Source organism: Halorubrum salsamenti, from assembly GCF_007671685.1.
In the GTDB taxonomy this organism is placed as follows: domain Archaea; phylum Halobacteriota; class Halobacteria; order Halobacteriales; family Haloferacaceae; genus Halorubrum; species Halorubrum salsamenti.
Genome location: NZ_VCNL01000002.1, coordinates 407,868 through 420,671, shown reverse-complemented (window position 1 = coordinate 420,671; position 12,804 = coordinate 407,868). Strand labels below are relative to the sequence as shown.

At 68.2% G+C, this 12,804-nt stretch carries 11 protein-coding genes; 9 read left to right on the top strand and 2 right to left on the bottom strand.

Features of this window, described 5'->3' with window-relative positions; genetic code table 11:
- Positions 1-41 precede the first annotated feature (41 nt).
- Entirely contained in the window at positions 42-464 is a 423-nt protein-coding gene (gene sufU, locus FGL94_RS06635; protein ID WP_144922452.1) for a Fe-S cluster assembly sulfur transfer protein SufU, read from the top strand.
- Between the two features lie 108 nt (positions 465-572).
- Positions 573-1,247: an Sjogren's syndrome/scleroderma autoantigen 1 family protein gene (locus FGL94_RS06630; protein ID WP_144922448.1), complete on the top strand. Its 675-nt coding sequence runs from the start codon at positions 573-575 to the stop codon at positions 1,245-1,247.
- Positions 1,248-1,257: 10 nt separating this feature from the next.
- Here the strand turns inward: FGL94_RS06630 and FGL94_RS06625 are convergent, their stop codons facing one another.
- The gene (locus FGL94_RS06625) at positions 1,258-1,851 is read right to left on the bottom strand and encodes a class I SAM-dependent methyltransferase (protein WP_144922445.1); all 594 of its coding nucleotides are present in this window, start codon (positions 1,849-1,851) and stop codon (positions 1,258-1,260) included.
- A gap of 104 nt (positions 1,852-1,955) precedes the next feature.
- On the opposite strand from FGL94_RS06625, the gene FGL94_RS06620 reads away from it, so the two are divergent.
- Together FGL94_RS06620 and FGL94_RS06615 are read left to right on the top strand one after the other, a co-directional pair.
- Complete coding sequence (locus FGL94_RS06620; protein ID WP_144922442.1) at positions 1,956-3,575, top strand: hypothetical protein; 1,620 nt, start codon at positions 1,956-1,958, stop codon at positions 3,573-3,575.
- A gap of 113 nt (positions 3,576-3,688) precedes the next feature.
- On the top strand, positions 3,689-5,317 hold the full coding sequence (locus FGL94_RS06615; protein WP_144922439.1) for an FtsZ/tubulin family protein: 1,629 nt from the start codon (positions 3,689-3,691) through the stop codon (positions 5,315-5,317).
- A gap of 60 nt (positions 5,318-5,377) precedes the next feature.
- Here FGL94_RS06615 and FGL94_RS18225 read toward each other — a convergent pair whose 3' ends face one another.
- Positions 5,378-5,794, bottom strand: a complete 417-nt coding sequence (locus FGL94_RS18225) for a hypothetical protein (RefSeq protein WP_186313350.1) — start codon at positions 5,792-5,794, stop codon at positions 5,378-5,380.
- Positions 5,795-5,919: 125 nt separating this feature from the next.
- On the opposite strand from FGL94_RS18225, the gene FGL94_RS06605 reads away from it, so the two are divergent.
- The 5 genes from FGL94_RS06605 (at position 5,920) to FGL94_RS06585 (ending at position 12,801) form a co-directional block, all read left to right on the top strand.
- Complete coding sequence (locus FGL94_RS06605) at positions 5,920-7,989, top strand: zinc ribbon domain-containing protein (protein ID WP_144922437.1); 2,070 nt, start codon at positions 5,920-5,922, stop codon at positions 7,987-7,989.
- 126 nt (positions 7,990-8,115) lie between these two features.
- Complete coding sequence (locus FGL94_RS06600) at positions 8,116-9,396, top strand: FtsZ/tubulin family protein (RefSeq protein WP_144922434.1); 1,281 nt, start codon at positions 8,116-8,118, stop codon at positions 9,394-9,396.
- A complete protein-coding gene (locus tag FGL94_RS06595; protein ID WP_144922431.1) occupies positions 9,393-9,668 on the top strand; it encodes a hypothetical protein in 276 nt (91 codons plus the stop codon). Before FGL94_RS06600 ends, FGL94_RS06595 begins: the two co-directional genes overlap by 4 nt.
- Positions 9,665-10,708 (top strand): hypothetical protein, encoded by a 1,044-nt coding sequence (locus FGL94_RS06590; protein WP_144922428.1) that lies wholly within the window; start codon positions 9,665-9,667, stop codon positions 10,706-10,708. Before FGL94_RS06595 ends, FGL94_RS06590 begins: the two co-directional genes overlap by 4 nt.
- Positions 10,705-12,801 carry a hypothetical protein gene (locus FGL94_RS06585; protein WP_144922426.1) on the top strand — a complete coding sequence of 699 codons (2,097 nt, stop codon included), beginning with the start codon at positions 10,705-10,707 and terminating at the stop codon, positions 12,799-12,801. Before FGL94_RS06590 ends, FGL94_RS06585 begins: the two co-directional genes overlap by 4 nt.
- Positions 12,802-12,804: the final 3 nt, after the last annotated feature.

Genomic DNA, 12,804 nt, shown 5'->3' with positions numbered 1-12,804 from the left:
ACGGAACCCTTTTGACTCGCACGGGCCTATCGATGACCGATATGGGACTGGGCTCGGATATGTACCGGCAGCAGATCCTCGACCACTACAAGAACCCGCGCAACTACGGGGAACTCGAGGACCCCGACTTCACCCACGTCGGCGAGAACCCCTCCTGCGGCGACACGATCCGGATGCAGGTCGCCCTCGACGACGCGGGCGAGACGATCGACGCGGTGCGGTTCACCGGCGACGGCTGCGCGATCTCGATGGCCTCGGCGAGCATGCTCTCCGAGCGGCTCCACGGGATGTCGATCGAGGAGCTCGACGAACTCGACACCGATGACGTCACCGAGATGCTCGGCGTCGACATCTCCCCGATGCGCGTGAAGTGCGCGGTGCTCGGTCGGCAGGTCGCGCAGGACGGCTCGAAGATCCACCGCGGCGAACTCGACCCCGACGACCGCACGAAGACCGAGGAGTAGGGTCCCCTCTGTCGGTCCGTCTGGCTCCGCCAGACCCGACCCGCTCCGCCAGACCCGACCCGTTCCGAGCCCACCGGACTTTTGCTCGTGAGTCACGTTCGTCCGCGTATGAGCGACGGGTTCGACAAAGAGGCCGAACGCGAGAAGCTCCGCGAGAAGTTCGCGGAGGACGAACAGGAGCGCGAACACACCCAGCGGATGTCCGAGCTGCTGTTGCAGGGCGCAACGATGACGAACCGCCACTGCGACGACTGCGGCGATCCCATCTTCCGGCACGACGGACAGGAGTTCTGTCCGACGTGTCAGGCGACCGGTTCGGGAGACGCGGCACGGGGTGGCTCGCAGGAAGCCGCGGAGACGGCGGCGCAGGGGGAGGCACGGAACACGCCGCGAGAGGACGCGCAGGCCGCGAGTGGGGACGAGAACCGACTGCAAGGAGACACACGGCGTGCGTCGGCCGCGGGACGGGCCCCTCCCGAAAATGCGAGTCAGAACGCGACAGATCCGACCGCGACAGATCCGACCGCGACAGATCCGACCGCGACGGTTCAGAACGCGGCTGGATCGGCACCGTCGAATCCCGAGGGGTCGCGTGACGAGCCGACGACGCCCCGGTCGACCGAGCCCGCCGGATCGGGGACCGTCGCCGACGCCCGCGCGTCGCTGACGCGGACGCTGGCGCGGTTCGCCCGCGCGGCCGAGGAGACGAACGATCCGCGGCGCGCCCGCGACCACCTGAAGGCGGCCCGCGAGGCGGCGGAGGCGCTGGCGGCGCTGGACTGACGCTTCCCCCTCAGCGCTCGAAGACGAGCCCGTAGTGGTACGGCGGGAGATCGGCCTCCTGCGCGAGGCGCAGAGCGCTCGCGTCTTCGACGGCCCGCCGGGTCGCCTCCGGCGAGAGGCGCAGGGCGGTGGGCGGCCCCCGGGGCTCGCCGTCGATCGTCGTCTCCTCGCGCGGCGAGTCGCGCCAGTTCACCACGGCGAACCGGCCGTCGACGGTCAGTGCGGCGGCGACGGCCTCGACGAACGCAGCGCGGTCCTCGATACCGTGGAACGCGTTCGCAAGCAGCGCGAAATCGACGGGCTCAGGGAGGAGATCCGGGAGGGCTCGCGCGTCCCCCTCGACGGTCGTGACGTTTCCGATCCCCTGATCCGCCGCGAACGCGTCGAGCTCGGCGAGAAGCGACCCGTCGACGTCGACGGCGTACACCGTCGCCGGGTCGGCGATCCGCGCCGCGGGCAGCGCGAAGTAGCCGTTCCCGCTGCCGATCTCGGCGACGCGGTCCCCGTGGCGGAGCCCGAGCCGCCGGAGGGTTGCGCCCGGCGTCGGCCACACCCGTCCCCACCAGTCCCAGTCCGGCTGTCCCGTGTTCTGGAAACGGTCCATGTCTGGACGCAGAACGCGGGGAAAGGTAGCAATTCGGATCGCTCGCCGACGGTCCTCTCGCGCGGACGACAGGTCTTTACCCCCGTCAGGTACACATGGCTCGTATGGACGTGGACCGCTTCGAGGGAGTCCGGTCGGCGATCGCCGGGCGGACCGAGCTGGCTGCCGAACCGGGGGCGACTGCGGTCCCCCTCGACGGCGTCGGGGGCGTCGTCGGCGTTGCAGGCGGGTTCGGGACGACCCTACTACTCGCCGTCGGCGGCGTCGCGGTGCTTCTCGTCGCTGCGGTCGGAGCGCTCGCGTACCGCCGCCGGAACGGGGATGCGTCCGGCGAGCCGTCGGAACCTTCTCCCGGATCATCCCCCTCGAGCGGTGTCGGCGGCGCGACAGAAGACGGAGTAACCGGACCGAACGCGGGCGGCGCGAGCGCGGCGTTCGACGATCGGATCGGCGAGCGCGCTCTCGACCGGCTCGAACCGGTCGCGCCGGATGCGGTCGGACGGATCCGCGACCGGCTCCCGCTTGATCGGAACGCGGCGCCGAGCGCGGTCGACGCGATGGAGCGGGACCTCCGACAGGCGGTCGAAGACGCCCTCGACGAGGGGCGGTTCGACCCGACCGTGACCTCGTCGCTGGGCGGGGCCTACGACGTGGTGAACCTGCCGAGTCGGTTCCGAGAACTGACGGTCCCGCCCGGGGGCGAGACGGTCCACGTGGCGGACTTGGAGGGAACCGTCCGCGACGCGCTCGACGACCGCGACCTCCACGAGGTCGCTCGGGTCGTCGCGGCGGTCAACGACCACTGTCGCGACGTCGAGTCGCACGTTCGCCGCCGAGAGGAGTCGTACCTCGACGAGCGGCGCGAGGCGGAGCGCACGCTCGCGGACATCAGAGAGATGACCGATCGCTTCGACGGCGTCTTCGCCGACCGGGTGCGGGAGTTCGTCGTCGACGGTCGCCACGAGGCGCTTCCCGGTGTCGTCGACATCGAGCGTCGACTCGATGCTGCGGACCGATCGCTCCACGCCTGCGCGTTCGACGACGCCGACCGGGCGGTCCGCGACGCCGAGCGGACCGGCGACGACCTGCTGATGGCCGTCGACTTCCTCGGCGGGGTCACTGGGACGATCGATCACGGGAGCGGCCGCGTCGGCGTTCCGGACGGCGTGGCCGACGAGTTCGTCGCCGACCTCGTTCCCATCCTCGACCGGCAGTACGCCGTCGGTGTCGAGCTCGACGGTGACGAACTCGTCGTCACCGGTGGTCCCTCCCGGTCCGGAGATCGCGGTCCCTCGCGGTCCGGCGGTGAGGGGTCCTCGCGGTCCGGCGAGAAGGTGTCCAGTCCCGGCCGCGAAGCGTCCGGCGTCTCCTCGTCGGCCGGATCGGCGAGCGGGACGGAGCGAGAGGAGACCGGGGACCGCGAACAGCTCACGCCGGACGCGGTCGCGGACGAGATCCTCTTCGTGCTTCGGGAGCTCGACGGCCGGGGGGGGAACGGCGCCGTCGAGTGCCAGACCGAGCGGCTCCCTGACGCGGTGGGACGCCGTGAGGTGCTTGAACCGCTGACGACGTTCTGCCGGCGACAGACGGACCTCGTCGCGTCGGTGACGCTGCAGGAGAACGCCCCGCCCGGCTTCTTCGAGATCGAGTTCAGCGGAGGAACCACTGTGTCTGCCGGTCTCGACGCGCTTCGGGAGCGATTCACGGAGCGACATGGGGGATAGGCGGTAGGGAACGCGGATGAATTCCTATCAGGACTCGGTAACGGAATCGGACGCGACCGGTCGCGTCCGTAATGTTTTATGTGTCTCCGCCACCCCCGATACCGTATCCAAACATGACCGACATCTGCAAGATCTGTATGCAGCGCTCGAACAAGTGGGCGGGGGGGTCGCTCGTCGAACACCTTGCCCGGGCCCACGCGGACGAGCCCGCATCGGTCGAGCAGGTGTATCCCGATCTCAAGGAGGCGGCGACGTCCGGGGGTGACCCCACCGCCGACGACACGAGCGACCCGGGTACCCCGACCGATACCGACGAGTTCGGGCGGGCGGCGACGCCGGCGCCCTCGGGGACCGAGACGCCGAGCGACGACCTGATGGACGACGCGTACGGGAAGAAGTGGTATCTCGTCGGCGTTGGCGGCGCGGGCAACAACATCCTCGACGCGATCCTGCTCCGACGCGCGACGCTGGAGGAGAACAACGAGCGCCGCGCCCGGATCTGGCAGGGCGGACTGGCTGGGTACGGCCTGCTGAACACCAACGTCAGCGAGCTCGAACAGACCTACTACGCCCAAGAGGAGAAGGGGTACAGCCGCAACGACCTCCTCCCGAACTGCATCATCGGCTTCGGCGAACACGACTACGCCGGCGCCGGCTACCGGTGGGACCTCGGACGCGACCTGATCGAGGCCGACTTCGCCGACGACGCCGACCCCTTCCGGGAGCGGTGGGACCTCAAGGGCGAGCGGCTCCAAGACTCACAGGCCGTGATGTTCGTCCACAGCGTCACCAAGGGAACGGGCTGTGGCGCGACCCCCGTCCTCGCCGAGAAGCTCCGCGAGAAGGTGCTCGACGACGGAATCGTCTCGAAGCCGCTGTTCAGCAGCGTCGTGATCCCCTCGGAGGGGACCCAGTACTCGGAGTTCGGCGGCCGCGCGAAGGTGAACGGCGTCGTCGGACTCGCTCGCACCTCCCGGACCGTCGACGCGATCATCCCGTTCGACAACAAGCGGCTGGAGGACGTGGGCGCCGACATCCGCCCGCGGATCGACCGGCTCGGCGAGTACAACCCGCCGCAGTACGTCGAGGTGAACAAGCCGCTCGTGGCCTTCCTGGAGGCGTTCACGATGTCATCGGTGCCGCAGTTCCTCGACCGGGACGCGACGATGTCGATCAAAGGCGACGTGTTCGACCCGGCGGACAGCTTCCGGCCGGTTCAGGACAAGTACCAGCGTGATCCCGACCGAGACTTCTCGCCTGCGGTGGTGCTCGCACCGGTGCTCGGCCGCTCGCGGGCGAACGCGTTCGACGAGTCGAAGCTGGAGCTACTCGTCCGGAACGCGCTGTTCCAGAACAAGCTCGCCGAGTTCGACCCGACGACCGCGTGGGGCGGGACCTTCCTCGTGTACGGCCCCGAGGGGAAGATGCGGGAGGTGTCGGAGCTGATCGGCGACGGTACCCTCGCGAGCATTATCGGCGACGAGCAGTTCCTCGACGCCGGCCGCTCGACCGGCATCGAGTCGGTGGACATCCACATCAAACAGCTCGTGACGCCGTACCTCGACGACGTGTACCTGTGGGGAACGCTGTGGAACCCGGAGATGCCGTCGATCGAGGCGATGTACGACCACGCGCTGACGCTCAAACAGGAGGGGAACACCGAGCAGGCCGAGAATATCCGCGAGGTGTGGGACGAGGTCGAGGCGCTGTTCTCGTGTCTCGGCCGCGAGAACATGGGATAGCCGGCCGCGAATCCACGTCGGGTGATCGCGGTTCAGATTTTCCGTCGCCGTTCGACGTACTCACTTGAGCAGCGGCGACCAGATCTCCGAATCGGTCTCCTCGTCGTAAATGCCGTACTTCCCTTTCTTGAGGTAGTAGTAGTGGACGAACGCTTCGACGAAGTATATCGCGAGATACGTCCCGAACGAGACGAATATCAGAATGAGATCCAGCAGATGACGGACGGCCTTTTTCGCTTTCCAGAGGTCCACGAACGCCATCACGAGTCCCACGTCGTTTCCCCCGGCCGTCGATGTGGCTCTCTGGTTCGTCGACGCAGTCCCCCGGGCCGTCGACGCAGGTCCTCCGCCGTTCGTCGCGGTTGGGTCCTCGTCGTGTCGGACGCCACACTCAGGGCAGATCTCGGCTTTCCGTTTAATAATCTCACCACAACTGGTACAGAACATCTCGTCCGGGTTTAGTTGCCTCTTTGCCATATCCCTCTGCGGCGGTCGGTCGACCATAAATGTATCCCCGACGCCGCTCCGCTCCGCTGGATCGGCTGTGGTATATTCACTCACATTTTTAATGTGTCGTTAACAAGATGAGTCCGGGATGACTAATGAGAACGGCGACGAGTAACAGCGGGAGACACAGAAAGCAGCTGCTGAAAGGTGTCCTCGCCGGGATGGGCGTCACGACCCTCGCGTATCTCCTCCCGGTCGTGAGCCTGTTCGGCCCGATTCTGGGAGGGGCGACCGCGGCGTACATTGGCAGCCAAAGCACGTGGGGCGGGGTGAAATCCGGATTGTTGAACGGTATCGGGATGACGTTGCCCGCGATTCTACTCGGAGTCTTCTTCGGACAGGCGTTGGCAGATGTTCCGGTCATCGGCGGTATCCTCGCGGGCAGTCTCGGTCTTATCATACTCATTATCATTTCTCACTCTATCGCGTTCGGTCTCATCGGTGGCGTGTTAGGCGGTTATGTCACTGGGACGACCGGATCCGCCCCGGAAGCGGGCACGTCGAGCGGAACTGTGACAACCGACAACCGTGCGACTCGGTCGACGACGAATGAGGCAACGTCGGACGGGGGACAGAACCGTCAGACCCGAATCTGTCGGAACTGCGGCGTCTCCTACTCCCAAGATGTGGATTTCTGTCGCGAATGCGGGACGGAATCTCCGTTCTCGAAGACCGACGCCGATGCGGACGACCGTGAGGCAGCGTCAAAATCCACCGAGGAACCGGATCAGACCTCTCCGCTGGCGGACGAAAACGAGCCGGAGACGACTGCGGAAGACGTGTCTCCGAGTTGTACCGACTGCGGGGCCGATGTCGGCCGCGACATGCGCTTCTGTCCCGAGTGCGGGACCGCGTCGCCGCTGCGTGACACCTCGGATTCGGACCGCCAGTCAAGCGCTGGCAGCCGATCGCCACAAAACACCGGGCCGGCAACGGGCTCTCGATCGCCCGCTGATCGGGATGACGGAGCAACCGACAGCCCGCCCGATCGCTCAGACGCCGGCGACTCCGAATCGGCCCGCACCGTCTCGGCTGCCGACACGGTTTCGACCCGAAAGAGACCGGAATCAGACGTCGCAGAGCAGCTCTGTCGGGTTCTCTCCGATCCCGACGCGGACGAAAGCCGCGTCGAGTCGGTCCTCGGCGACGCGGTCGAGCGTCTGGAGAGCGACGCGGCGCTCACGGACGCCGTCTCCGGCCTTGACGACTCGCCGACGGCCCGTCAGTTGGAGTCCGCGCGCAGCCGCGTCGCGCGAAGCGACGGCGACGCCGCGTCCGGGCTGCTCCCGGTGTTCGACAGAGCGATCGAACTGGCGGAGGAGCGCGACCGGTCCGAGACGGAGCGCGACCGCCACCGCGAGGCCGCAGAGCGGCTCTGCCGGGCGGCCGACGGCACGGTCGACCTCGGCTCTGGAGATGTTGCTGACCGGGCGACGGCGCTCGCGGACGCGATCGAACGCGGCGAGGTCGCCGTCGAGCGCCCGAGTTCGTCTCTGTCGTCGCTCGCCGACCGGGTGCGTGCCGACGCGCGTCCGCGGTCGTCGGAGACGCGACGGTTGCTCGACGCGCTCGACGACGGCGACGAGGCTGAGGCGGCCGAGCGGCTCCGGTCGACGGTTGAGCGGCTCGACGAACTCAGCGAGGTGCAGGCCGCGATCGCGGATATCGAGGTGAGCGACGTGCGCCGCCGGATCGAGTCGCTCGAACGCGACCTCCAGCGGGCGGACGGCAACGTCTATCGCCACCTCGCGGATCGGGTCCGGGAGCTGGAGGCGATGGCGGACGAGCCGGACGTCGACGAAGTGCAGCTGTACGCCATCTACCAGGAATGCACCTTCTACGACCGGACGCTCGTCCCGCGGCTCTCACGGTCCGACGGGCCCTCGGAGAGCGTCGACGTGGCCCGTCGCGTGCACGACGTCGAAGACCGGATCGCGTCGGTCAACGAGGAGTACGTCTCGGTCCGCGCGGACCACAACCACACTATTCCGAAGCATTTCCTCGACCTCGCCGACACGCTCTGTGATCGGGCCCGGCGGATGGGGGACGAGCAGCCGCAACGGGCCGCCGGCCAGCTCGCCGCGGCGAGCGACCTCCTCGATCACGTCGAGGAGCTGTACGAGCGCAACGAGTACAGCGTAATGCTCCGTCGACTGCGCGGCTGACGCCTGTCCGCATACTGGTACGTCCACCATCTTTATAATCCGATGTTCGAGTAATATCTGTAGTAGAGACATGTACTGTTCGATAACTATTTTCACGAGCGGGCGTACGAAGGAACCACCAGCTAAATGACGTATCTGTTTATCGGCGCGGGACAAGCGGGGGGAGCGATCGTCGACGCGATCTTCGAGTACACGGACGACTCGATGCTCGGGCTGTTCGAGTCCACGGACATCTCGACGCTGGGTCGACCGCTGGTGTTCAACTCGACGATGCGGGACTTACAGAACCTCTCGAACGTTCCCGCGGAAGACCAATACGGGGTCGCACAGCAGCACGGGCTCGTGCAGGGGATCGAGCCCGGCTTCGAGGAGATGGTGACGGGCGGGTTCGGTCGGAATCCGGTCGACGCCGACGAGGTGATGGCGGACCACGCCGACGAGCTCCAGACGGTCCTCCAATCGAAGTTCGGGGGACGGGCCGCCGCCGCGGACGACGAGGAGAACGTACCGGCGACCGACACGGACGCCATTCAGTTCGCGTTCCTGTTCGTCGGACTCGGCGGCGGCACCGGGTGCGGGATCAGCCCGCACATCGCTCGCGGCATCAAGGAGTTCACCGACGACCGGACGAAGGTCGTCGCCGTGACGGTCCTCCCGAACACCCGCGGCGGGGTCGAGGACGACGAGACGGACGGCGAGGTCAGCGCGGGCCGACAGGCGTGGAACGCCCGGTACGGCCTCGACCGACTCGAAGACGAGGTCGACGGAATCGTCCTCGTCGACAATCAGCGGATCTCGTACCTCGACTCGGCCGGGGGCGAGTTCGGCGAGTACAACGAGTACGTCGCCGCCGCGTTCCACGACATCGTCGTCGGGCCGATGTTGAGCAACGTCGACGCCAGCGAGGTCGACGGCGTCGACACCCCGGACATCGACGTTCGCGACATCGTCACGTCGCTGTCCTTCGGCGTCGCCGGCGGAGAGTCCCGACCGGGGTACGGCGCGATCGGGCGATCGGTGACGATGACGCGGTCGCTGTCGGGGTACCTGCTCCCGTTCGTCGGGCGCCGGGACATCGACAGCGCGGCGCTGGCGCGGCTCTCGGCGTCGAAGCAGTCGCTCGCGAAGGCCGACCCGAACGACGCCCAAAAGGCGATCGCACTGGTCCGCGCGCCCAGCGCGAACATCGGGCCGGGCTCGCACGGCGTCGAGACCGGGACGATAAAGGAGTACCTCGAACGGAGCTGTCGGCTCAACGAGGTGAACCTCGGCGTCGCGCTCAGCGGCCGCAACCTCGCGTCGGTCGTGACGCTGCTCACGTACCGCCGCGAGGACCTCGACCGCCTCGACGAGATCGAGGCCGCGGCCGACGCCTACGAACAGGAGACGGAGGAGCTGTTCGCATGACTCGGACGACGAGACCGCGGCTTGAGAGGGTCGCGCTCGTCGCGGTGGCCGCGCTCGTGGGACTCGTCGGCGTCGCCGTCGGCGCCGGGGTCGAGGCCGTCCGGTCGGCCGTCGAGGCGACGGCGACGGCGACGGCCGCCACCGCGCTCGCCGGGCAGGTCCCGTACCTCGCGGCCGGCGGCGCGCTGATCGGACTCGGTGTCGGCGCCGTGATCGCGAGCGGCGCCACGTACTGGTACCAGAGCAAACAGATCGGGGGGCGGCTCGAATGACCGGACGAGCGAGACGCTGCCTGCTGGTGTCGCTGCTCTGCGTCGGCCTGCTCGCCGTCGCATCCGGCGGTGCGGCGGCCGCGGGCCCGGAAGACTACTGTGAGGGGATCGGCGAGAACGAGAGCGCCATCGTCGGCGGCGTCGGAGGTGACGACATCGGTGGCGAAGATAACGAGGTCACGCTCCACCCCGGGTCGACGCTGACCGTCGGCTACTGCTCGTTCGGCGAGCCGGCCGACCGGGACTGGCTGTCCGACGGCACCGGCTTCGAGGTCGGTGACCGCGACGGCCACACGTACCCCGTCACGATCACCGGCGAGACCGAGACCGTCGACTTCGCCGACCACCTCGCGGACGGGGACCAGCCGTCGTTCGAGAACCGGCTTGTCGTCAACGTCGCCGGAGGCGGCGCCGAGGCGGTCGGTGACGAGCTCGCAGCCGGCGACGACGAGGTCGGTGACGCGTACCGGCGGTACCGCAACGCCGTGAGTCGGACCGCAAACGCGACGGCGGCGCTGAACGAGACGACGGGCGCGCTCGAAGCCGGCGAGGGCGACCTCGACGCGGCAAACGAAACGGTTCACTCCTTGGAGAGGAACTACACGGACATGAGAGACGCACGAGGCGACCTACTGGACCGCCTCAGGTTGACGGGCGAGAGCGGGAACGTCACCGGCGCCGTCGGGACGGCCGCGGCGCTCGACGAGGGGTATCGGCAACGCGACGCGAACGTGACGGCGGCGGCGACCGCGTACACCACCGCGATCGGAGCGGAGGCGGAAGGCCCCCGTTCGACGGTGCGGCTCTCGGTGCTCGGATCGCTGGGAGCCGGGGTGGCGCTCGGCCTCGTCGCCGGCGCCGCGGTTCCGTTGGTCGCCGCGCGTCGCGTCAAAGAGAAGATGAAGCTGAGCCGGGACGTGAGCTACGACCGGAAGACGGCGCTGCTCCCGATCCTGATCGGGACCGTCGCCGTCGTCGCCGGGGCGGCTATCCTCGCCGTGTTGGTTGGGCTTGGCCCGCTGCTCCGGGTGATAGCATGAACGCGAACCGACGGACCGCGCTCGGGATCGGCGCGCTCGTCGTGTTGGCGGCGGCGATCGGCGCGGGGATCTTCGTCTGGTCCGGGTCGCAGGCGGCGACGTGGTTCGTCCTCATCGGTATCCCGCTTTTCGTCGTCGCCGGCATCGGGCTGTACGTCCGGGGCGTGATCACACGCAGCGGGACGAGCGAACAGCAGTTCGTCCGCACCCGCGCTCGGTCGACCGCCGAGGAGTTCCAGGCGCTCCTCCGGCAGATCCAGGAGCTCCGGACCGCGTACCCCGACTGGGACCCGGGGATCGACGCGCAGATCGAGTCCGCGGTCGGAGACTTCGAGACGCAGGGCGTCACCGTCGACCGAGAGACCGGTGCGTTCGACCTCGGAAACGGGGTCAAATCCGCTGATCTGCAGGAGTTCGAGCGCCTCTCGAACGAGACCGAACGGCTCAGCGACGAGGTCGAGTCCACGTTTCGGGAGTTCGTCGCCGCCGATCTCTCCCGGCGCGAGCGCGTGCTCGAACGGCTTGCGGAGGTCGATCTCGCCGACCCGGACGAGTCGTTCTCGGCGCCCGACGCGAACGCGTCTATCGCCGCGTGTCGCGACGTGATAGACGGCTCGCGCGAGGCGACGAGCGAGACGATCGAAGCGGCGATCGAGACCGTCCGCGAGATGCGGCGCGGCCAGCATCGCGCCGACGACGGCGGCGCCATCGAGGCGGACCTCGCCGACGCCGAGGCGGCGTTGGACCGCGGGGAGTTCGCATCGGCCGTCGAATCGGTACTTGAGGCGCGTGACCGGCTCCGCGACGAGTTCTCGGGGTCGTTCAACGAGGAGTTAGACGCGATCCGCGACCTCGTCGACGCGGTCGACCGGGCCGACGTCGACGCGCACGTCGAGGCGAGTTCGATCGACGAGGTCGACCGCATCGACGCAGCGGTGTCGGACCTCGACTCGGCGCTCGACCTCTCGGAGGCGAGCCGCCACCGCTCCGACCTCCGGCGGGTCTGTCTCGACATGATCCGGACGATGGAGCGTCGTCTCTCCGACCACGCGGAGACGCTTCAGGCGGCCGATTTGCCTCCGGGGTACTACACGGAGCCGGCCGCAAGCGACGAACGCTTCGCGGCCGACCTCGACGAGATCGAGGACCTAGAGGCGTTCACCGAGCGGTGGGAGACCGCGGCGACCGACCTGCGCGATGCGGTCGGGACAGCCAGTACCAAGGCGGCCGTCGTCGACGCGTACGACGACGTCTCGGAGACGATCGAGACGGCGCTGGCGGAGCGCGGTGAGGTCGTCGGCGACGACCTCCCGATGCGGCACGCGGACCAGTTCCTCGGGCTCTACTACCGCCGGAACGAGGGACTGGAGTTCGACCCGAGCGTCCCCGCCCTGCGGCGCGGCGACGTGGAGACCCACGACCTGACCGTGGAAGTGGCCTACGAGCACGGCAGCGAGCGTCCCCGCACGGCGACGATCGAACTCGACGGCGGCGGGTACTCCGAGACCGTCACCGTGGAGACGCGGGTCGCCGGCACGGCGGCGTTCGAGAGCGTCCCGGCGGGCACCCACGATCTCTCGGCCGATCCCGGCGACGACGCGTTCGGATCGATCGAGCGCGACGTGACGATCGACGGCGACGCGTCGGTGTCGGTGGAGTTCCTCGAACGTGAGCTCCGCGACCAGCTCTGCGCCGATGTCGATGTCGACATGACTGAGATCCTCCCGGACATGCGCTCCCGGCTCGAATCGTCGTTCGCCGAGGAGGGATACGTCTCGACGGCGATGGACCTGCCGGTACAGGACACCCACGCGGCCTGCCTACTCGCCATCTGGAGCGACGAGGTGGGACACGGAATCTGTCGGAGCGACGGTGAGGTCGTCGTGTACGACGACGACCAGATCGAACGCGAGCTGACCAACGTGCTGCGGTACAACGTCGACCCGGGCGACCGGATGAGCTTCGCCGAGCTGCGGCGGAACTTCCTTTCGGCGCCGGTCCCGGACTCCGTGGTCCGGGACGTGGTCGGTGCGATCGACGGCGAGCACAGCGTGACGATGACCGAAACGGGACTCGAGATCAACGAACACTGACAA

Coding starts and splice junctions, on each gene's coding strand:
- FGL94_RS06620 (WP_144922442.1), top strand. CDS start 1,956: ATGGACGTGGACCGCTTCGAGGGAGTCCGGTCGGCGATCGCCGGGCGG.
- FGL94_RS06590 (WP_144922428.1), top strand. CDS start 9,665: ATGACCGGACGAGCGAGACGCTGCCTGCTGGTGTCGCTGCTCTGCGTC.
- FGL94_RS06600 (WP_144922434.1), top strand. CDS start 8,116: ATGACGTATCTGTTTATCGGCGCGGGACAAGCGGGGGGAGCGATCGTC.
- FGL94_RS06605 (WP_144922437.1), top strand. CDS start 5,920: ATGAGAACGGCGACGAGTAACAGCGGGAGACACAGAAAGCAGCTGCTG.
- FGL94_RS06585 (WP_144922426.1), top strand. CDS start 10,705: ATGAACGCGAACCGACGGACCGCGCTCGGGATCGGCGCGCTCGTCGTG.
- FGL94_RS18225 (WP_186313350.1), bottom strand. CDS start 5,794: ATGGCAAAGAGGCAACTAAACCCGGACGAGATGTTCTGTACCAGTTGT.
- FGL94_RS06630 (WP_144922448.1), top strand. CDS start 573: ATGAGCGACGGGTTCGACAAAGAGGCCGAACGCGAGAAGCTCCGCGAG.
- FGL94_RS06615 (WP_144922439.1), top strand. CDS start 3,689: ATGACCGACATCTGCAAGATCTGTATGCAGCGCTCGAACAAGTGGGCG.
- sufU (WP_144922452.1), top strand. CDS start 42: ATGGGACTGGGCTCGGATATGTACCGGCAGCAGATCCTCGACCACTAC.
- FGL94_RS06625 (WP_144922445.1), bottom strand. CDS start 1,851: ATGGACCGTTTCCAGAACACGGGACAGCCGGACTGGGACTGGTGGGGA.
- FGL94_RS06595 (WP_144922431.1), top strand. CDS start 9,393: ATGACTCGGACGACGAGACCGCGGCTTGAGAGGGTCGCGCTCGTCGCG.